Origin of the sequence: Photobacterium swingsii (genome assembly GCF_024346715.1) — a bacterium.
Taxonomy (GTDB): Bacteria; Pseudomonadota; Gammaproteobacteria; order Enterobacterales; family Vibrionaceae; genus Photobacterium; species Photobacterium swingsii.
On record NZ_AP024852.1, the window covers coordinates 393,696 to 412,246 of the forward strand.

The 18,551-nt window shown below is 46.1% G+C and carries 22 protein-coding genes and 1 other RNA gene; 16 read left to right on the forward strand and 7 right to left on the reverse strand.

The window, feature by feature from the left end:
• The first annotated feature begins 2 nt into the window (after positions 1 to 2).
• From mlaD to murA, 5 genes are read left to right on the forward strand one after another with little or no spacing between them, the layout of a single operon-like run.
• Positions 3 to 479 carry an outer membrane lipid asymmetry maintenance protein MlaD gene (gene mlaD, locus OCU77_RS01880; RefSeq protein WP_048899216.1) on the forward strand — a complete coding sequence of 159 codons (477 nt, stop codon included), beginning with the start codon at positions 3 to 5 and terminating at the stop codon, positions 477 to 479.
• Between the two features lie 42 nt (positions 480 to 521).
• Entirely contained in the window at positions 522 to 1,163 is a 642-nt protein-coding gene (gene mlaC, locus OCU77_RS01885) for a phospholipid-binding protein MlaC (protein WP_048899279.1), read from the forward strand.
• Positions 1,164 to 1,168: 5 nt separating this feature from the next.
• Positions 1,169 to 1,486: an STAS domain-containing protein gene (locus OCU77_RS01890; RefSeq protein WP_048899280.1), complete on the forward strand. Its 318-nt coding sequence runs from the start codon at positions 1,169 to 1,171 to the stop codon at positions 1,484 to 1,486.
• Between the two features lie 19 nt (positions 1,487 to 1,505).
• Positions 1,506 to 1,760, forward strand: coding sequence for a BolA family protein (locus OCU77_RS01895; protein ID WP_048899217.1), 255 nt, complete (start codon positions 1,506 to 1,508; stop codon positions 1,758 to 1,760).
• A gap of 9 nt (positions 1,761 to 1,769) precedes the next feature.
• The gene (gene murA / locus OCU77_RS01900) at positions 1,770 to 3,026 is read left to right on the forward strand and encodes a UDP-N-acetylglucosamine 1-carboxyvinyltransferase (RefSeq protein WP_048899218.1); all 1,257 of its coding nucleotides are present in this window, start codon (positions 1,770 to 1,772) and stop codon (positions 3,024 to 3,026) included.
• A gap of 78 nt (positions 3,027 to 3,104) precedes the next feature.
• Here murA and degS read toward each other — a convergent pair whose 3' ends face one another.
• From degS to zapG, 3 genes are all read right to left on the reverse strand, one after another.
• Positions 3,105 to 4,172 carry an outer membrane-stress sensor serine endopeptidase DegS gene (gene degS, locus OCU77_RS01905; protein ID WP_048899219.1) on the reverse strand — a complete coding sequence of 356 codons (1,068 nt, stop codon included), beginning with the start codon at positions 4,170 to 4,172 and terminating at the stop codon, positions 3,105 to 3,107.
• A 187-nt stretch (positions 4,173 to 4,359) separates the two neighbouring features.
• The gene (locus OCU77_RS01910) at positions 4,360 to 5,727 is read right to left on the reverse strand and encodes a Do family serine endopeptidase (RefSeq protein WP_107303001.1); all 1,368 of its coding nucleotides are present in this window, start codon (positions 5,725 to 5,727) and stop codon (positions 4,360 to 4,362) included.
• 129 nt (positions 5,728 to 5,856) lie between these two features.
• Entirely contained in the window at positions 5,857 to 6,285 is a 429-nt protein-coding gene (gene zapG, locus OCU77_RS01915; RefSeq protein WP_048899221.1) for a Z-ring associated protein ZapG, read from the reverse strand.
• 124 nt (positions 6,286 to 6,409) lie between these two features.
• Here zapG and zapE point away from each other — a divergent pair, with 124 nt between their 5' ends.
• The 8 genes from zapE to sspB all read left to right on the forward strand — a co-directional run bounded on the left by zapE (position 6,410) and on the right by sspB (position 12,977).
• A complete protein-coding gene (gene zapE / locus OCU77_RS01920) occupies positions 6,410 to 7,510 on the forward strand; it encodes a cell division protein ZapE (protein WP_048899222.1) in 1,101 nt (366 codons plus the stop codon).
• A 458-nt stretch (positions 7,511 to 7,968) separates the two neighbouring features.
• The gene (gene rplM, locus OCU77_RS01925) at positions 7,969 to 8,397 is read left to right on the forward strand and encodes a 50S ribosomal protein L13 (protein ID WP_048899223.1); all 429 of its coding nucleotides are present in this window, start codon (positions 7,969 to 7,971) and stop codon (positions 8,395 to 8,397) included.
• Between the two features lie 15 nt (positions 8,398 to 8,412).
• Positions 8,413 to 8,805, forward strand: a complete 393-nt coding sequence (rpsI, locus tag OCU77_RS01930; protein WP_048899224.1) for a 30S ribosomal protein S9 — start codon at positions 8,413 to 8,415, stop codon at positions 8,803 to 8,805.
• Between the two features lie 354 nt (positions 8,806 to 9,159).
• Positions 9,160 to 9,750, forward strand: coding sequence for a ubiquinol-cytochrome c reductase iron-sulfur subunit (petA, locus tag OCU77_RS01935; RefSeq protein WP_048899225.1), 591 nt, complete (start codon positions 9,160 to 9,162; stop codon positions 9,748 to 9,750).
• Entirely contained in the window at positions 9,750 to 11,015 is a 1,266-nt protein-coding gene (locus tag OCU77_RS01940) for a cytochrome b (protein ID WP_107303000.1), read from the forward strand. Before petA ends, OCU77_RS01940 begins: the two co-directional genes overlap by 1 nt.
• Complete coding sequence (locus OCU77_RS01945; protein WP_048899226.1) at positions 11,012 to 11,749, forward strand: cytochrome c1; 738 nt, start codon at positions 11,012 to 11,014, stop codon at positions 11,747 to 11,749. Before OCU77_RS01940 ends, OCU77_RS01945 begins: the two co-directional genes overlap by 4 nt.
• An 86-nt stretch (positions 11,750 to 11,835) precedes the next feature.
• A complete protein-coding gene (gene sspA, locus OCU77_RS01950) occupies positions 11,836 to 12,474 on the forward strand; it encodes a stringent starvation protein SspA (RefSeq protein WP_048899227.1) in 639 nt (212 codons plus the stop codon).
• Positions 12,474 to 12,977, forward strand: coding sequence for a ClpXP protease specificity-enhancing factor (gene sspB / locus OCU77_RS01955; RefSeq protein WP_107302999.1), 504 nt, complete (start codon positions 12,474 to 12,476; stop codon positions 12,975 to 12,977). The genes sspA and sspB overlap by 1 nt, the downstream gene beginning before the upstream one ends.
• A gap of 79 nt (positions 12,978 to 13,056) precedes the next feature.
• Here the strand turns inward: sspB and OCU77_RS01960 are convergent, their stop codons facing one another.
• Genes OCU77_RS01960 through OCU77_RS01975 form a run of 4 tightly spaced genes read right to left on the reverse strand, consistent with a single transcriptional unit; the run spans position 13,057 to position 16,378 of the window.
• Positions 13,057 to 13,599, reverse strand: a complete 543-nt coding sequence (locus OCU77_RS01960; protein WP_107302998.1) for a BON domain-containing protein — start codon at positions 13,597 to 13,599, stop codon at positions 13,057 to 13,059.
• A 3-nt stretch (positions 13,600 to 13,602) separates the two neighbouring features.
• A complete protein-coding gene (locus OCU77_RS01965; protein ID WP_048899228.1) occupies positions 13,603 to 14,193 on the reverse strand; it encodes a phosphoheptose isomerase in 591 nt (196 codons plus the stop codon).
• Positions 14,194 to 14,196: 3 nt separating this feature from the next.
• Entirely contained in the window at positions 14,197 to 14,565 is a 369-nt protein-coding gene (locus tag OCU77_RS01970) for a YraN family protein (RefSeq protein WP_048899229.1), read from the reverse strand.
• Positions 14,549 to 16,378, reverse strand: a complete 1,830-nt coding sequence (locus OCU77_RS01975) for a penicillin-binding protein activator (RefSeq protein ID WP_107302997.1) — start codon at positions 16,376 to 16,378, stop codon at positions 14,549 to 14,551. Before OCU77_RS01975 ends, OCU77_RS01970 begins: the two co-directional genes overlap by 17 nt.
• 61 nt (positions 16,379 to 16,439) lie before the next feature.
• Between OCU77_RS01975 and rsmI the strand changes: the two genes are divergently transcribed.
• From rsmI to mraZ, 3 genes are all read left to right on the forward strand, one after another.
• The gene (rsmI, locus tag OCU77_RS01980; RefSeq protein WP_048899230.1) at positions 16,440 to 17,300 is read left to right on the forward strand and encodes a 16S rRNA (cytidine(1402)-2'-O)-methyltransferase; all 861 of its coding nucleotides are present in this window, start codon (positions 16,440 to 16,442) and stop codon (positions 17,298 to 17,300) included.
• Positions 17,301 to 17,427: 127 nt separating this feature from the next.
• Positions 17,428 to 17,810, forward strand: an RNA gene (rnpB, locus tag OCU77_RS01985) — RNase P RNA component class A.
• Positions 17,811 to 18,079: 269 nt separating this feature from the next.
• Positions 18,080 to 18,538 (forward strand): division/cell wall cluster transcriptional repressor MraZ, encoded by a 459-nt coding sequence (gene mraZ / locus OCU77_RS01990; protein WP_048899231.1) that lies wholly within the window; start codon positions 18,080 to 18,082, stop codon positions 18,536 to 18,538.
• Positions 18,539 to 18,551 lie beyond the last annotated feature (13 nt).

Below are 18,551 nucleotides of genomic sequence, written 5' to 3' on the forward strand. Positions count from 1 at the left end.
AGATGCAGCAGACAAAAAAAACAGAATTATGGGTAGGCTCTTTTGTATTGGCAGGCATTATTGCGCTGCTCATCCTTGTCTTTCAGGTCGCGGATGTAAAGAACATTGGTAGCCGAGACACTTACACCTTGAGTGCGCATTTCGATAATATCGGTGGTTTAAAAGTCCGTTCTCCAATAAAAGTGGGTGGCGTGACTGTGGGCCAAGTGAGCAGTATTACGTTAGACAGTGAAAGCTATATTCCGACTGTCGTATTGTCGATTGATAAGCAATTTGGTTATTTCCCAGAAACCAGTTCGGCGGCTATTTTAACGTCGGGATTATTGGGTGAGCAGTATGTGGGGATTAGCCCAGGCTTTGTTGATGACGATATTGAAATGCTAGGTAATGGTGATTTGATAGAAGACACAAAATCCGCACTAGTATTAGAAGATATGATCGGACAGGTGCTATATAGCATCGGCGGTGATGAAAAGTAATAAATACCGAAACGACCTAGGCCTAAGGAGAAACTAATAATGATGCGATCTTTAGTGATCAGTGCGTTAGGTGTATTACTAACGCTAACCAGTGCAATTGCTGCCCCTGTGGTTGATAAAACCGACCCCTATAAAATGATGGCAGTGGTTTCGACAACCATGTTTGATCGTTTGAAAGCGGAACAATCCAAGATCACTCAAAACCCTGAGCATTTACGTGTCGTTGTGCAGCAAGAGCTCTTACCGTATGTTAATAGCCGTTATGCTGCCTATAAAGTGCTGGGACCTCAGCTAAAGAAAACGACCAAAGAGCAACGCAATGCGTTCGTAGATGCTTTTACGGATTACTTAGTCGCGTCTTATGCGCAAGTACTAACGCAATACACAGATCAAAAAATTCAAATTGAACCGGCTAAAACGGTACCCGCAGATCGTACTATTGTGTCGGTACGTGTGGACATTATTGATAAGCAACGCCCACCCATCCGTTTGGATTTCAAATTGCGTAAAAATAAGAAAACCAACGAATGGCAAGGTTACGACATGGTGGCCGAAGGTGTCAGTATGATCTCGACCAAACAAAGTGAGTGGAGTGGCCAATTACGCACCGAAGGTGTGGAAGCGGTTACTAACACGCTGAAAACATTAGCAGCGAAGCCAATTCGCCGCGAAACCGATAAGTAATGGCCATGTCGAGTGCCCATACTGAAGTAAAATGGCAAATGATCGCTGATGGTCATTATTGCTTGTCAGGTCGCTTAGAACGTGACACAGTCTCGGCATTTTGGCGACAAAGAGAAGAGTGGCTGCCTCAGCAAAAAGCAGTAACACTTGATTTGTCAGCACTAGAGCGAGTTGATTCTGCCGGTATGGTGATGCTGTTGCATCTATGCCAGCACATCGAACAATCTGGCGGTCAATTGACGCTATGTAAGATGCCGGAACAACTTAGCACCTTGCTTCGCCTAAGCCATGTGGATTCATTATTCGCTGCCAATATCGCCTGAGCAGCAAAGAGGATAGCTTGTGGAAATCTCTGAAATTAAACAACTTCTTGAAAATGCCTTAGAACTTGATGAAGTCATCGTCAAAGGCGACGGTAGTCACTACGAAGTGATTGCTGTTGGCGCAATGTTCGAAGGTATGAATCGTGTGAAAAAACAGCAGTCAATCTATGCGCCACTAATGGCTCAGATTTCAGCTAACGAAATTCATGCGTTAAGCATTAAAACATTCACGCCTGAAGAATGGGCGCGTGACAAAAAACTGATGTCACTTTAAGAGGTTATGATGCAGAAGTTTCGAATCCAGGGCGGTGGCCCATTAAGTGGCGAAGTCTCCATTTCTGGTGCTAAGAATGCAGCATTGCCGATTTTGTTTTCTGCACTATTAGCAGAAGGCCCTGTTGAAGTAGCGAACGTGCCTAAACTGCGCGATATCGACACGACAATGGAATTACTGAGCCGTTTAGGCGCTAAAGTATCACGTAATGGCTCGGTTCATGTGGATGCTAGTGGCGTGAACGAGTTTTGTGCGCCGTATGATTTAGTGAAAACCATGCGCGCTTCGATCTGGGCGTTAGGTCCATTGGTGGCACGCTTTGGTCAAGGCCAAGTCTCACTGCCAGGTGGTTGTGCAATTGGTGCTCGTCCGGTTGATCTTCATATCAGTGGTCTTGAGCAGCTGGGTGCAAGCATTACGCTTGAAGAAGGGTACGTTAAAGCCAGCGTTGATGGTCGCCTGAAAGGTGCTCATATCGTGATGGATAAAGTCAGTGTTGGCGCTACAGTGACGATTATGTCGGCGGCCACCCTTGCTGAAGGTACAACGGTTATTGAGAACGCAGCACGTGAGCCAGAGATTGTCGATACGGCTGATTTCTTGAATGCGTTAGGTGCGAAAGTAACAGGTGCAGGTACTGACACTATCACGATTGAAGGTGTTGAGCGTTTAGGTGGTGGTTACCACCGTGTGGTACCTGATCGTATTGAAACCGGTACCTTCTTGGTAGCGGCTGCGGTATCGGGTGGTAAGATCCTATGTCGTAACACGCGTCCATCTTTGATGGAAGCGGCGTTAGCGAAACTTGAAGAAGCGGGTGCCTTGGTTGAAACTGGTGAAGACTGGATCAGCTTGGATATGACAGACCGCGAATTAAAAGCGGTGAATATTCGCACTACACCACACCCGGGTTTCCCAACCGACATGCAGGCGCAATTCTCACTGTTAAACTTGGTGGCTAAGGGCACAGGTATTATCACGGAAACGATTTTTGAAAACCGTTTCATGCACATCCCTGAATTGATTCGTATGGGCGCACACGCAGAGATCGAAGGTAATACGGTTATTTGCGGTGATACCGATGGCTTAAGCGGTGCACAAGTGATGGCAACGGATTTACGTGCATCAGCAAGCCTTGTGATCGCGGGGAGTATCGCGGAAGGTGAGACGATTGTTGATCGTATTTACCACATTGACCGTGGTTATGAGCACATTGAAGAGAAATTCAGTGGGTTAGGGATGAACATCGAACGTATCGATGGTTAATTTATCCTGAGTTTCTGACTAAAAAGCCTCGCACTTTAAACTGCGAGGCTTTTTTGTCACTGCTCGTTGTAAGTGCAGTTACTCTGTTGGGTCGTCACCGATTAAGACATCAATAAAGACGGGCTCACCGTTACGCAGCACTTTGACCTTTGCGCTCGTGCCTGGGCGTAAATCCGTGACAATATCTTGAACATTACGTTTGCCGGTCACAGGCTTATCATTAATTTCTAGGATAATGTCTTGCACCTTAAAGCCCGCGCGCTGAGCAGGGCCGTTAGGGTCCATTCCCATGACAATCACGCCATTAATTTGTTCTGCATCGTAGAGACGCGCCATGACAGGGTTAATTTCTCGGCCATCAATGCCGATATAGCCACGGATAACACGACCATCAGCAATCAGTTTATCCATAATCTTATGGGTTAGCTCATACGGAATGGCAAAAGAGATACCATAGGTTTCAATATCGGTCGCTTGTTGGAATGAGGCCGTATTGATGCCGACTAACTCACCGCGGGTATTCACTAACGCACCACCAGAGTTACCATTATTGATTGCGGCATCGGTTTGTAGAAAATCTTGGCGGCCGTAGAAGCTCATGCCTGAGCGCCCTGTGGCTGAAATAATACCGTACGTTGTCGTTTGACCTAAGTTGTAGGGGTTACCTATGGCCAGCACGACATCACCAACGGCAGGGTTATATTTTGAGTTTGTCGGAATGACAGGTAAGTTTTCAGCTTGTACTTTTAATACCGCTAAATCGGTACGACGGTCTTTGCCTATGAGTTGTGCGGTAAAGAGACGACCATCTTGTAGGGCAACAATGACCTGATCGGCTTCTGCAACCACATGGTAATTAGTTACGATATAGCCTTTATCGCTCATGATCACGCCAGAACCTAGACCTTGAGTGCTAAGTTTTAGCTGGGCTTCGGCATTATAACGACGGTTATAAATGTTAACGACAGCAGGAGAGGCGCGGCGAACGGCAAAGTTAAACGAAAGCTGGGCGGCATTGATCGGCTTGTCGTCAGAAAGGCTAACAGAAGGCGCGAACATCTGCGTACGTAAGCTAGGGATGGCCACAAGCAAGGCGATGGCTGTAATAACCCCAAGGGCTATCGAGCGAGTAAGAAATGCCAGCATCTAAGCTCCCAGTACTTAACATATTGATAGTAATGGCAGTGAGGATAGCACTCTCCAGCCTTTAGCAACAAGTATTGATCGATGCGAGTACTGGTACAGGACGCAAATAAAAACCGCTGCCGCTTAATAGGGATTGCCGATGTGGCAAGCGAATAAAAGACAGCGGTTATTTCACTTAGCGGTAAGATTAACGGATCACAAGGTAAAGTATTGCGTCATCACGTTTGATCTCTAATGCCAAGACACTCGGCTGTTTGTCGAGCGCTTTACGTAGTTCACCCAGATTGCGAATAGGTGAACGATTAAGGCCGATGATGATGTCGCCTTTCTCTAATCCATAGCGGGCAGCCATTGAGCGCTCTTCAAGGCTGGTGACTTTGACACCTTTCACGCCATCACTGTTGGTGGTGTTCGCAAATTCCGCTCCGGTTAACCCTTTATGTAGGTTATCGGCTTTGACCTTGGTCTGGGCTGATTCTTGTAAGGTGACGTTGAATTCTTTTTTCTTACCATCGCGCACTACACCCAGTTTGACGGTTTTGCCTGCGCCAAGTGTCGCAATTTTGGCTCGTAATTCACCAAAGGTACGAATCGCCTTACCATTGATCGAGGTAATAATATCTCCGGCTTTGAGACCGGCTTTCTGCGCCGCTGAGTCAGGCATTACTTGGCTAACAAATGCACCGTGATTGGTTTCGTAGCCAAAAGCTTCGGCAAGTTCATTGTTGAGTTCACCTCCTTGAACCCCCAACACGCCACGCTTCACTTCGCCAAACTCGAGAATTTGCTCGCTGAGGTTTTTTACCATGTTGGCAGGAATGGCAAAACCAATCCCCACGTTGCCACCGTTAGGGCCGAGGATCGCGGTATTGATACCTATTAGTTCACCGTTAAGGTTGACCAAGGCACCGCCTGAGTTACCACTGTTAATGGCAGCATCGGTTTGGATGAAGTTTTCAAAGTTTTCAATATTCAGACCGCTGCGGCCTAGGGCGGAAATAATGCCCGATGTGACGGTTTGACCTAGGCCAAATGGGTTACCAATCGCCACGGCAAAATCGCCCACACGTAAACTGTCTGAATCGGCAATTTTAATTTCAGTTAGGTTATCGGCATCTTCCAATTTCAGTAGTGCAATGTCCGACATTTTATCGCTGCCAATCAACTCGGCACTGACTTCACGTCCGTCAGCCAGTTGCACCATGATTTTGTCGGCACCTTCGATAACATGATGGTTGGTAACGACATAGCCTTTCTTGGCATCGACCACGACCCCAGAACCTAAGCCTCGGAAGGGTTGTTCTTGTACTTGCTCGGCAGGGAAGTCAGGGCCAAAGAAAAAACGGAATGATTCAGGTACCCGCTGTCGTGATACATGTTTGCCTTCGATAGCAATACTGACAACGGCAGGGGTAACTTGCTCTAGCATGGGAGCAAGACTCGGAACCTGTTGATTATTGACAGAGAGAGGTAGTGCCGCCGTTGCTGTAACAGGGGCAATAATAGAACTGATACCTAATGCCAGCGCACTGAAAACAAGCAAAGGTTTTTTCATTATGAATACTCCGGTTTTACAAGTGATTATATGACTCGATATTCGGAGTGAAAGTTCAAAAAAATAGCACCTAAGGATAAATTACTGATGTGATTTATGACTTAGGTGCTAATTATTTATTGTGTTTTTTTAGCTTGCTTTGGGCGCTTCAACGATTTCTTCAGGCTTGTCTTTTAGTAAGCCTGTAGCGCCATTCGCATAATCACGAGGTTGATCGGTAACATCGTCAGCACTGTTGTTTTTTACTGACTCTAATGTACTGATGCGATGTGCAAACGGGTTATCTTGCGCTGGTAAGTTCGGCATTAACTCTGTCGAGGTTTTTGCCATATGTTCGTAAAGTTTGCTGTAATCTTTCGCTATGTTATCAAGCAAGTCAGCACTGCGAGCGAAGTGATCAACTAGCTCTTGGCGGTACTGTTCCAATTCGTATTTTGATTTATCGAGATCTTTTTGAAGCTCTTTTTGCTGTTTTAGGCTTTTGTTACCTAAACGGGCTGCGAAAACCCCAACGATCGCACCAGCAGCAAAAATAAGTAGCGCATAAATCCAAGCCATGAAAAAAACTCCTTGTGACTGAATTAAAAACTAGGTCGATGCCTGTGTATTAACTATACATGCACTCAATCGGGCATGATACTATTCGTTGTTAAAGATGGAATGCTTTTAGGTATCAATACGGATGACACCCCTCGAACAATACCAGCGTGACTTACAACGGGAAGACTTCTTTGCCGACGAGGCTCAGGCCAATGCGGTTGCCCACCTTGACGGTCTGTACCATCGCATGCTGGCCCCTAAACCCGAAGTGAAAAGTTCTTTCTTAGGACGATTATTTAAGCGCGATCACACCCCATTAGCCCAACCTGAACGGGGGCTGTACTTCTGGGGTGGAGTCGGGCGCGGTAAAACGTATTTGGTGGATACTTTCTATGAGTGTTTGCCGACTGAGCGGAAAATGCGGGTGCACTTTCACCGTTTTATGCATCGTGTTCATCATGAATTACAGCAACTTGATGGGCAGAGCGATCCGTTGGAAAAGGTGGCTGACACCTTTAAAATCGAAACGGATATTATCTGTTTTGATGAGTTTTTTGTGTCTGATATTACCGATGCTATGTTGCTTGGTACTTTGTTTGAAGCACTCTTTGCCCGTGGAATCACCTTGGTTGCTACGTCCAATATTCCGCCAGATGAGCTGTATCGTAATGGCTTGCAACGCGCACGATTTCTGCCAGCTATCGCATTAATTCAGCAGCATTGTCATATCGTGAATGTTGATTCTGGGGTTGATTATCGCTTACGGACCTTAGAACAAGCGGAGATCTATCACTACCCGCTTGATACTGCTGCTGAGCGTAATCTTCGTCAATACTTTGAGCAGCTTTCTGTCGAACCTCGCCATCAAAACCGTGTGATTACCGTGAATCATCGCCCATTACCCACCGAGCAGGAAGCGGATGGTATCGTGCATTTTACGTTTGCTACCCTGTGCCAATCGGCACGAAGCCAAAACGATTATATGGAACTTGCTCAGGTCTATCACACTGTATTGGTGTCTGATGTGATGGTCATGGAGGACGTCGATAGCGATTCAGCACGACGCTTTATTGCTATGGTTGATGAGTTCTATGAGCGAAATGTGAAGTTAATTATGTCAGGCGAAGCTGCAATGGAGCGTTTGTATGTGGGTGAGCGGCTTAAATTTGAATTTAAACGCTGTTGTTCGCGCCTAGTTGAAATGCAAAGTCACGATTATTTAGCCAAGCCGCATTTACTGTAGCCGTGATGAAAAGTCTTTCGAGTTCGAAGGTTTTTGGGCGCAAGGAGCGTCATGCTTATTTTATGATGGTTTAGTCAGCAATCAGTAGGCTTACGCTGCTTTACGGGTAAGAAGCTCGTCATTTAGGCTATTTACCGAATAAAAGCCGCATGTTGTCTTATTTGCTTGCTTACTTTCGAGGGGAGGGAAAGGGGAAAATAAGGGATAAAACCTGATAGTAAAGTCTTCTAATATTACCGTTATGGGTCTTTTTTTCTTTAGAAACAAAAAATCTCAATTTTTTTTGAAAAAAAGGTGATTTTTTCTCCACCCTTCCCTATAATCTTGCGACCCACCGTACCTGTACGGCTTTAAGCCGGGAGTGCCAACCACTCGAAGGGGTGATGACTGGGCTCTGTACAGTTGGGAGCATCACTGCTCCTATAGTGAATCAATTTTAATATCGGGTAATAATTAGCATGAAAACTTTCGTTGCTAAACCAGAAACTGTAAAACGTGACTGGTATGTTGTTGACGCTGAAGGTAAAACTCTTGGTCGTCTAGCAACTGAAATCGCATCTCGTCTACGTGGTAAGCACAAGCCGGAATACACTCCGCACGTTGACACTGGTGACTACATCGTAGTTATCAACGCTGAAAAAGTTGCTGTAACTGGCGCTAAGAAGACTGACAAAATGTACCACCGCCACACTGGCTTCATTGGTGGTCTTAAGTCAATCAGCTTTGAAAAGCTTATCGATAAAAAACCAGAAATGGTTATCGAAACTGCTGTTAAAGGCATGCTTCCTAAGGGTCCTCTAGGCCGTGCAATGTACCGTAAACTTAAAGTTTACGCAGGTACTGAGCACAACCACGCTGCACAGCAGCCTAAAGTACTAGACATCTAATTGGGGATTATGACAATGGCAGAGAATCAATACTACGGCACTGGCCGTCGCAAAAGCTCAGCTGCTCGCGTTTTCATCAAACCGGGTACTGGCAACATCGTAATCAACAAGCGTAGCATCGAAGTTTACTTCGGTCGTGAAACTGCTCGTATGGTTGTTCGTCAACCACTAGAGCTAGTTGAAATGCTAGACAAGCTTGACCTATACATCACTGTTAAGGGTGGTGGTATTACTGGTCAATCTGGTGCTATCCGTCACGGTATCACTCGCGCTCTTATGGAGTACGATGAGACTCTACGTCCAACTCTACGCGCTGCGGGTTACGTTACTCGTGATGCACGTTGTGTTGAACGTAAGAAAGTTGGTCTACGTAAAGCACGTCGTCGTCCACAGTTCTCTAAGCGTTAATATTACGCGCCAGAATTTATTTCTGGTTACTGTGTACACGAAAAAGCTCAACCTTCGGGTTGGGCTTTTTTTTGTCTAAAATTCCTCACTTATTACCTACAAAATACTCATTTAGCGTCTTGTTCATTTGGATTTAATACAAAAAGAACATACCTCTCACATTTGTTGCAAAAAAGTAGCTTTATCTTGTCAAAAAGTAGGGTTTTCTTTATCATTTCCGCTGAATAACAACAGTAAAAAATTAATAATTTGGTTTCTCTGTTGTGTCATTTTGTTAAAAGTTAGCCGTAAGCTCCAGGGACGCATAAGGAAATAATAATAAATCCAGAGCGGGAGTACATGGGAGAATGTTGGATGAGCAATGCGCCAGTAAGTAACGGCCGCCGCCGCTTCCTAACTGCGACGACTTCGGTTGTTGGAGGCTTGGGTGCAGTCGCTGTCGCCGTGCCTTTTATCAAATCTTGGAACCCGAGTGCGCGAGCGAAAGCCGCCGGTGCGCCAGTTGAAGTTGATATCAGTAAGTTAGAAGATGGCCAAATGGTTCGTGTCGAGTGGCGAGGCAAGCCTGTTTGGGTTGTGCGTCGTAGCGAGGCTGTTTTAGAAGAATTGAGTGGTCATGATGGCCAGTTACGTGATCCTTCCTCAGAGGAACCGCAACAACCTGAATACGCTCAAAATCAATATCGTTCAGTTAAGCCTGAAATCTTTTTAGCCGTAGGTATCTGTACCCACCTTGGCTGTTCCCCTACTTATTTACCTGATAGCTTTAACGAGCAAGTGAACGGTGTCTCGGCAGGCTTTTTCTGTCCATGTCATGGTTCGAAGTTCGATATGGCTGGACGTGTATTTGCTGGGGTACCAGCACCGCTTAACCTTGTGGTACCACCGCATCAGTTCTTGGACGATAACACTATTATTGTCGGTGTCGATGGGGAGGTTGCCTAATGAGTGGTTTGCTCGACTGGGTCGAAAAAAGATTACCCGTGATGGATGCTTACAAAAAGCATTTATCTGAATACCCAATGCCAAAAAACTTCAACTTTTGGTACATCTTTGGGTCATTAGCCATGCTGGTGTTGGTTAACCAACTCGTGACTGGTATTTGGCTAACCATGAACTACGTACCGTCGGGTGATGGTGCGTTTGCATCTGTTGAATACATCATGCGTGATGTCGACTATGGTTGGCTGTTGCGTTACATGCACTCGACAGGCGCGTCAGCATTTTTCATTGTGATTTACCTGCACATGTTCCGTGGCTTAATTTATGGTTCTTACCAGAAGCCGCGCGAGTTATTGTGGCTATTTGGTATGTTGATCTTCTTGGTGCTAATGGCTGAAGCCTTTATGGGCTACCTATTACCTTGGGGGCAAATGTCTTACTGGGGCGCGCAGGTTATCATTTCACTGTTTGGTGCGATTCCTGTTATTGGCGATGACTTAACACTGTGGATCCGTGGTGATTACGTGATTTCGGGGGCGACGCTCAACCGTTTCTTCGCTTTACACGTGATTGCGCTACCGATTGTGTTGCTGTTGCTGATCGTCTTGCACGTTCTTGCGTTGCATGAAGTGGGCTCAAATAACCCAGATGGCATCGACACGAAACTGCCAAAAGGCAGCAAAGGTGAAGGGTACAAAACACAGTTCCCATTCCATAAGCAATACAGCGGCAAATACGACATTATCGACTCTATTCCGTTCCACCCATACGGTACGGTGAAGGATTTGGTCGGGGTGGCTGTGTTTGCGTTCTTCTTCAGTTATGTGCTGTTCTTTAACCCTGAGATGGGTGGGTACTTCCTTGAGCCTCCTAACTTTGAAGCTGCTAACCCACTGAAAACACCTGAGCATATTGCTCCTGTTTGGTATTTCACTCCGTTCTACGCTATTTTGCGGGCGGTGCCGGATAAGCTACTGGGAGTTATCGCCATGGGCGCATCTATCGTGATGTTGTTCCTATTGCCATGGTTTGACCGCTGTAAAGTGCGCTCATACCGCTACCGTAGCAAAATTCATTTAATCAATATTATTCAGTTCACTATCTGTTTTGTTGCCTTGGGTATTTTAGGTGCATTGCCAGCAACGGCGTTGTACACCTTGATGGCACAGATCTTTAGTTTTGGTTACTTCATGTTCTTCATTTTATTGTTTGTTTACAGTAAGAACGAAGTAACGAAACCGCTACCAGAGAGGGTGACATTCAAATGAAAAAATTGATTGTGATGCTGCTGACTCTGTTACCAACCATGGTTATGGCGGCGGGTGGCAATGTCCACCTTGATGCAGCGAATAATGATTTATCGGATAAAGCATCACTTCAGCGTGGCGCGAAGACGTTCATGAACTACTGCTTTGGTTGTCATGCAACGCAGTACCAACGCTATGAACGTGTTGCAACGGATTTAGATATTCCGCTCGATATTATGCGTGAAAACATGATCTTTGATCGTGATGCTAAGATCGGTGATCTAATGGTGAATGCGATTCCTACCGAATACGCTGCTAATTCATTTGGCGCACCCGCGCCAGATTTAACCTTAGTGTCACGTGTACGTGGCACGGATTGGATCTACACTTACTTACGTTCATTCTATGCAGATCCTAGTCGTCCGTTTGGGGTGAATAATGTGGTTTTCCCTAGCGTGGGTATGCCCCATGTACTGGAAGAACTACAAGGTGTGCCAAGCAAGGTATATGAAACACGCCTTGTTGACGGTGAAGAAGTCCAAGAATACGTAGGCATTAAGTCGGATGGTACGGGTGAACTTAACACCGAAGAATACGACGAAGTGGTACGTGATTTGGTGAACTTCTTGGAGTATGCCGGTGAACCTATGAAACTTGAACGCCAGAACCTTGGCCTTTGGGTGATGGGCTTTATCGTAATATTCTTTGTACTTACGCTGCTATTGAAGAAAGAGTATTGGCGTGATGTCCACTGATCAGGTAATCTAATGGGTTAAGAATCTCGCAATGGGGGCACTTCGCCTCCATTGTTTTTTGTGTCTTGATTATACTGGAGGGGTTGATGGCTGTAGCTGCCAATAAACGCTCTGTGATGACTCTGTATTCTGATGCTTCGGATATCTACAGCCATCAGGTGCGTATCGTACTAGCAGAAAAGGGTGTGAGTGTTGAGATCGAGCTGGTTGATCCAACTAACCTGCCAGAAGATTTGCTAGATTTGAACCCGTACAACTCTGTACCAACCTTGGTTGATCGTGAGTTGGCATTGTACCAAGCGGGCATCATTATGGAGTACTTGGATGAGCGTTTCCCTCACCCACCTCTAATGCCTGTTTACCCTGTTGCTCGTGGTAATAGCCGTCTAATGATGTACCGCATTGAGCGTAACTGGTACACACTAGCTGAGAAAGTAACAAAAGGCACTGCAGATGAAGCTGATAAAGCTCGTAAACAACTACGTGAAGAGCTACTTGCTCTTGCACCTGTGTTTGCTGAGTTCTCTTACTTCATGAGCGATGAGTTCAGCCTAGTTGATTGTTACCTAGCACCACTATTATGGCGTTTACCTGAAATGGGTATTGAGCTAAGCGGCGCAGGTTCAAAAGAAGTAAAAGCTTACATGACTCGCGTATTTGAACGTGATTCGTTCCTTGCATCACTGACTGAAGCAGAGCGCGAAATGCGTTTGGCTGGCCAGTAATGGATATGGAAAACATGACGCCACGTCGTCCTTATTTGGTGCGTGCGTTTTATGATTGGTTAGTCGATAACGATTTGACGCCTCACTTGGTGGTTGATGCAACCTTACCTGGTGTAAAGGTGCCAATGGAGTTTGTGACTGACGGTCAGATTGTGTTGAATATCGCTCCGCGTGCGGTTGGAAACTTAGAGTTGGGTAATGAGGCTGTTAGCTTCAGTGCACGCTTTAGTGGCCGTCCTCATACGGTGATTGTACCGCTTTACGCTGCTGTTGCGATTTATGCGCGTGAAAACGGTGCTGGTACTATGTTTGAACCAGAAGCTGCTTATGAAATTGATGAGCAAGCGATGGAACAAGACAACGATGCTGAATTTGAAGCGATCGTTGAAGCACCAGAAGAAAAGGTTTCGCCATTGGTCACTGTGGCTGAAACGAGCGATGAAACACCAGACGATGAACCGCCACGCCCTCGTGGACGTCCAAGTTTGCGTGTTGTGAAATAACACATTTCATCAATGCATAATAAAAAACGCAGCCATTGGCTGCGTTTTTTTATATGCGTCTATCATGAGCATGACAGTCTTACTGATCTGGGTACTCAAATACTTTGATCACTTGTTTTACGCCATCGACATTACGCGCAATATCCGTGGCTATATCGGCTTGCTCCTGAGTGACATAGCCAAGTAGAAAGACTTCTTGATTCTCAGTGATCACCTTGATCGAAGCATCCTTGAGTTGTTTACTTCCAACCATCATGGATTTCACTTTGGTTGTTAGCCAGCTGTCTTTACTGACCTCACCTAAATCGGGTAGGGCACGTACTCTGACTTGGTTATAAACAGCATTAACGTTATTAAGCTGTTTTACTCGGTATTCAAGCTTGTTTGCGATGTCTTGACTTGTTGCTTGACCGATTAGCAATACATTACCTTCGTAAGAGACTGCATTGATCCGTGCCTGTTGACGAAATGGTGGCTTATTGACTGTACCAGCCACTTCCATTTCAATTTCTTTATCAAACCACTGTTGCTTAGCACCCCGAGGATCATCATCGGTAATACCAGCACAACCTTGGATAAACCATAGGCTTACCGCTATTAAACAGAGACGCCATGCCGTCATTACTTAGCCCTCGTGGTGGGGAAATAGAACCTGATCAATCAGATCACATAGGCAATGAACGGTCAGTAGGTGGCCTTCCTGAATACGGCAAGTACGCATCGATGGGATGCGTATTTCAACATCTTGGATGCCAAGTAGACCCGCCATTTCGCCGCCGTCTTTGCCTGTGAGGGCGATGATGGTCATGTCGCGGGTAAGGGCTGCTTCCATTGCTTTGATGATATTTTTGCTGTTACCACTGGTCGACAAGACAAAAAGAATATCGCCTTTTTGGCCGAGAGCGCGAACTTGCTTCGAAAATACCTCATCATGGTGGTAGTCGTTTGCAACGGCGGTCAATGTAGTGGTATCGGCAGTTAACGCTAATGCAGGAAGGCTAGGGCGTTCCGTCTCGAAGCGGTTGATCATGCAAGAGGCAAAGTGTTGTGCATTGGCCGCTGAGCCGCCATTACCACAGCATAAAATTTTATTGCCGTTTAATAAGCTTTGTACCATGACTTGTGCAGCTTGTGAGATCGCATCAGGCAGGGCTTCTGCCGCTGCTATTTGTGTTTGGATGCTTTCGGTAAAACTTTCTCTAATGCTTTCTAGCATGAATTAACCTTCCACTAAGGTATTCGTCAACCATTCAATATGATGGTCAGAACCTTGGATTGCGACGATATCAAACCGAAATGCAGTATGCTCGGCTGATAAACCTTGTTTGTTGAGCCAGAATAATGCGGCCCGTTTAATCTTTTGTTGTTTCTGCCAAGTGACGGCTTCGATGGCAGAGCCATAGCGAACTTGTTTTCGGTATTTAACTTCAATAAATACCCAGCAATTGTTATCACGCATGATCAGATCGATCTCACCACGACGGCAGTGAAAGTTACGTGTTACTGGCATGAGCCCTTGTTTGCTGAGATAGCATTCGGCAAGGGCTTCAAATTGCTGGCCAACTTGGCGCTTATTGAACAGATTCAATACCTGTATTGGTGAATTCAGCCCAACTGATCTGGCGTTGAACAACACATTGCTCATCAATGCTTAAGATACCTGTTTTACCTGGCGTGCTGTAACTTTCAACGACGCGCATTTGTGGTAATTCGGTGATCATCTTGTAAGCATCCATACCAAAGGCATGTAAGCGAATCGCACTGTTGTTTTTATTTGGCCACAGTGTATCAAAACGTTCCATAAAGTTCTGGTTTGGTTCGATCAGTAGTGGGATGTCACTGAATTCAATACCACGTAGTTCACTAGTATCACTGGTTTTATCTGGGTTACCGCGTGAGCTTGCATACAGTTTTGGTGGTTTTTGATCAGGGTTGATCGCCACATCAATAAAGGGCTTGAGTAAGGTCAACTCCGCTTTGTTAGCGATCAAATACACCGCATCAGTGTCACGACGGCTGCGTTGCTGAGATTCTAGCGAACTTCCCACCACTTTTTGCATTTGATTAATGCGAGTTTGGCTTTCGGTTAAGCCAAAGATAGTCGCAATTTGTTGTTGAATTTGTTTACGAGAGCCAAAAGACTCAACATCCGGTGATTTCCCCGTGAGTTGTTGCCATTGTTCGGTAAAGGCGGCGCTAACACGCTGACCAAACTTACTGTTTGGGGCCAGTACTAATGGGAACTGATGCCCTTTCGCAAACAAGTGTTGCGCGGCTTGCTCGGCTTCTTGTTCCGGCGAAAGCGAGAAGTAACACGCATTGGCTTGGCGAAGGTCGAGTTGTGCTGGCTCATTGAGTGCAAGCTGGGTAATCTGAGTGCTATTAAGCTGTTGGAACTCCGTCACTTTATTCTTACGTAGCGGACCGATCACGAACTGGACACCGTCTTGCGCGAGTTTGTCTAAAATCGCTGGCATCGATTCCCCTTCGGTATCAAATACGTTGAGTTCGGTATTGATATCACGACTACTGTCATCCAGCATGGCATTGATAAAACCATCACGGACGGCTTTACCTTGGGCTTCAAAACGACCGCTCATCGGTAGCAAGAGTGCGACTTTATCCAGTTGCGCAATTTCCAAGTCCATAATGGCTTGTAAATCTGCAGGCAAATACTGATTTGCTGGGTGGTACGGATTTTTTTCGAGCCACTCTTCAATCGCACCTTTTAACTGCGTCGGGCGCTGTAAGTAGGTGTTTTTCAGGATTGTTAGCTGCACCCAGCCGCGTAAAACGGTTTCGTTATCGGCTAAAGTTAGGTTTTGTAGTTGGTTATTGCTGTAGTGCGATAAATCACCCCATACAGCTTGCCAGTTATCGGCTTTTTGGCTGTTATCTAAATACTGATCAAGCGCAGTACGAGCTTGCGCTGCTTTAAACGGTTGTTTGGTTTGTGCAAACAATTCAGCTCTAAATTGGTGGTAGCGGCTGTATTGACTTGGTGATAATTGCCACCAAGGCTGAAAGTTTAGGGTTTCTAGTGCTTGTTGTGGCTGACCCTGCTGGTAGCGTAGGGTCGCGCGTGCTAACTGCCATTCGGCTAGCTGTACAGGCGTGAGTGACATACGTGATAAGCGCATCGCCTGTTTATCAGCTTGTGGCCAGCTGCCTTCTTTGATGAGGGCTTTTAATGCCAAAATGTGCCAGTTGATGCTTTCCGCACCTTGGGACGACTCGGCTTTGATAAGGTAGGATGCTGAGCTTTGTTGCGCGACAGCGGTAATATCAGCGACATTTGCTTGCTGTTGTGGCGATGAGCTACAGCCTGCCAAAATCACAGCAAGGGCTACAGGCGCGAGTAGTCGTGATACACTTTTACGCTTCTGGGTAAAATTAAGCATTGAATTCTTTCAACTGTGACAAATTACTCTCTATATTAATTGCAGATGAGATCTTAGACAAATGAGTGAGACCAATTCATGCGCGGTAGATGTCGCAACTTTGTACATCGTCCCGACACCAATCGGTAATTTAGCAGACATTACACAGCGCGCATTGGATGTATTGGCAAATGTCGACCTAATTGCGGCCGAAGATACCCGCCATACATCCCGTTTGCTGTCCCATTTTTCTATCTCAACCCGCACCTTTGCGCTTCACGATCATAATGAACAGCAAAAAGCGGACTTTTTGATCGAGAAACTTCAGGCAGGTACAAGCATCGCACTCGTGTCGGATGCTGGTACACCACTGATCAGTGATCCAGGATACCACTTAGTCAACCGTTGTCGTCAGGCGGGTGTTAAAGTTGTTCCTTTACCTGGGCCTTGTGCTGTGATCACAGCACTAAGTGGCGCGGGGTTGCCTTCAGACCGTTTTAGCTTTGAAGGCTTTTTACCGCCAAAAAGCAAAGGCCGACGTGATACGTTTACGTCGCTTGAAAATGACGAACGCACGTTAATCTTTTATGAATCACCTCACCGTATTTTAGACTCTTTAGCCGATATGTTGGCAGTACTTGGCCCTGAGCGTCAGGTTGTACTGGCGCGTGAGCTTACTAAAACCTACGAAACGATTCATGGGGCACCGTTGGGCGAATTGATCCCATGGCTAAACGAAGACAGTAACCGTTTACGGGGTGAAATGGTGGTGTTAGTTGCTGGTCATCGTGCTGATAAAACAGAGCTATCACCAGAAGCGTTGCGAACAGTGACTTTGCTTGCTAAAGAGTTACCGCTGAAAAAAGCTGCGGCTTTGGCTGCTGAAATTCATAGCTCTAAAAAGAATGCGCTCTATAAGTGGGGTTTAGAAAACCTAGAGTAAGCCAGAAGTAGTCAGTGTGATGCAGTGCCATCTCTAGTGCGAAACATAGTGTCTTTTTTGACCAAGCTAAAGCTCATTGGTTGATTTCACTGGTAACGGCGGTGGGACTCTTATACAATTCGCCGCCTGAGTTGGCCAAGGTAACCGCTGCTTCGTTGATGTCCCTTGGGAGACTGACGGAGGGGAGGAAAGTCCGGGCTCCACAGAGCAGGGTGCCAGATAACGTCTGGGGGGCGTGAGCCCACGACCAGTGCAGCAGAGAGTAAACCGCCGATGACTCGCTTGCGAGAACAGGTAAGGGTGAAAGGGTGCGGTAAGAGCGCACCGCGCGGCTAGTAATAGTCCGTGGCACGGTAAACTCCACCCGGAGCAAGACCAAATAGGTCCCTATTGGCGCGGCTCGCGTTGGGGACGGGTAGGTTGCTTGAGCCTGTGAGTGATTGCAGGCCTAGATGAATGGTTACCACCGCGTAAGCGGGACAGAACCCGGCTCATCGGCCAACTCACCCTACAAAGAATAAAGGTGGTGCTGTGTTCATATGAACTTCGGCACCACCTTTTTTCGTTTTAGCACCTTGTGATTTGGTGCTGGATGAAAAGAAGTGTGATTTTTCTGCTAATTATTCCCTGCTTTCTTGACTTCTTTTTTGACTCGTACGTACACTTCAAAGTGGTTTATTGTGGTAAAAAGTGGGAATGTGAGGTGCAATACAGCTATTAACAATAAACACTTTATATAAGTGTTTGATTGATAATAGGGATATTACTGAGCACATTTTATGCTTCGAGGTGTCACCACCGTTTCAATGGACGGTAAAGGACGTTTGGCTATCCCCAAACGTTACCGAGAGCTATTACACGCATCGTGTGATGGCTTATTTGTGTGCACCATCGATCATCAATACCCCTGTCTGCTACTATATCCCCTTCAGGAATGGGAACGCATTGAGCAAAAGCTTTCCCGCTTATCCAGCTTTCAGCCTGCCGAGCGCCGCTTACAGCGTTTATTATTAGGGCATGCAAGCGAATGTGAAATGGATAGCCAAGGTCGCTTGTTGATTGCCCCTTCGTTACGTCAATACGCAGCGTTAGAAAGCAAAGTGATTTTGGTCGGACAGTATAATAAATTTGAGATCTGGCATGAGCCATATTGGCAACAACAGATCATCACAGATACACAATTTCAGGCTGAGGATCCTACTGCGCTGTCAGTACGCCTTAGTGAGCTTTCACTTTAGTTGAAACTATATA

Excerpts from the sequence above, each read along its gene's own strand:
- mlaD (WP_048899216.1), top strand. The coding sequence starts at position 3 with ATGCAGCAGACAAAAAAAACAGAATTATGGGTAGGCTCTTTTGTATTG.
- mlaC (WP_048899279.1), top strand. The coding sequence starts at position 522 with ATGCGATCTTTAGTGATCAGTGCGTTAGGTGTATTACTAACGCTAACC.
- OCU77_RS01890 (WP_048899280.1), top strand. The coding sequence starts at position 1,169 with ATGTCGAGTGCCCATACTGAAGTAAAATGGCAAATGATCGCTGATGGT.
- murA (WP_048899218.1), top strand. The coding sequence starts at position 1,770 with ATGCAGAAGTTTCGAATCCAGGGCGGTGGCCCATTAAGTGGCGAAGTC.
- degS (WP_048899219.1), bottom strand. The coding sequence starts at position 4,172 with ATGCTGGCATTTCTTACTCGCTCGATAGCCCTTGGGGTTATTACAGCC.
- OCU77_RS01910 (WP_107303001.1), bottom strand. The coding sequence starts at position 5,727 with ATGAAAAAACCTTTGCTTGTTTTCAGTGCGCTGGCATTAGGTATCAGT.
- zapG (WP_048899221.1), bottom strand. The coding sequence starts at position 6,285 with ATGGCTTGGATTTATGCGCTACTTATTTTTGCTGCTGGTGCGATCGTT.
- zapE (WP_048899222.1), top strand. The coding sequence starts at position 6,410 with ATGACACCCCTCGAACAATACCAGCGTGACTTACAACGGGAAGACTTC.
- rplM (WP_048899223.1), top strand. The coding sequence starts at position 7,969 with ATGAAAACTTTCGTTGCTAAACCAGAAACTGTAAAACGTGACTGGTAT.
- rpsI (WP_048899224.1), top strand. The coding sequence starts at position 8,413 with ATGGCAGAGAATCAATACTACGGCACTGGCCGTCGCAAAAGCTCAGCT.
- petA (WP_048899225.1), top strand. The coding sequence starts at position 9,160 with ATGAGCAATGCGCCAGTAAGTAACGGCCGCCGCCGCTTCCTAACTGCG.
- OCU77_RS01940 (WP_107303000.1), top strand. The coding sequence starts at position 9,750 with ATGAGTGGTTTGCTCGACTGGGTCGAAAAAAGATTACCCGTGATGGAT.
- OCU77_RS01945 (WP_048899226.1), top strand. The coding sequence starts at position 11,012 with ATGAAAAAATTGATTGTGATGCTGCTGACTCTGTTACCAACCATGGTT.
- sspA (WP_048899227.1), top strand. The coding sequence starts at position 11,836 with ATGGCTGTAGCTGCCAATAAACGCTCTGTGATGACTCTGTATTCTGAT.
- sspB (WP_107302999.1), top strand. The coding sequence starts at position 12,474 with ATGGATATGGAAAACATGACGCCACGTCGTCCTTATTTGGTGCGTGCG.
- OCU77_RS01960 (WP_107302998.1), bottom strand. The coding sequence starts at position 13,599 with ATGACGGCATGGCGTCTCTGTTTAATAGCGGTAAGCCTATGGTTTATC.
- OCU77_RS01965 (WP_048899228.1), bottom strand. The coding sequence starts at position 14,193 with ATGCTAGAAAGCATTAGAGAAAGTTTTACCGAAAGCATCCAAACACAA.
- OCU77_RS01975 (WP_107302997.1), bottom strand. The coding sequence starts at position 16,378 with ATGCTTAATTTTACCCAGAAGCGTAAAAGTGTATCACGACTACTCGCG.
- rsmI (WP_048899230.1), top strand. The coding sequence starts at position 16,440 with ATGAGTGAGACCAATTCATGCGCGGTAGATGTCGCAACTTTGTACATC.
- mraZ (WP_048899231.1), top strand. The coding sequence starts at position 18,080 with ATGCTTCGAGGTGTCACCACCGTTTCAATGGACGGTAAAGGACGTTTG.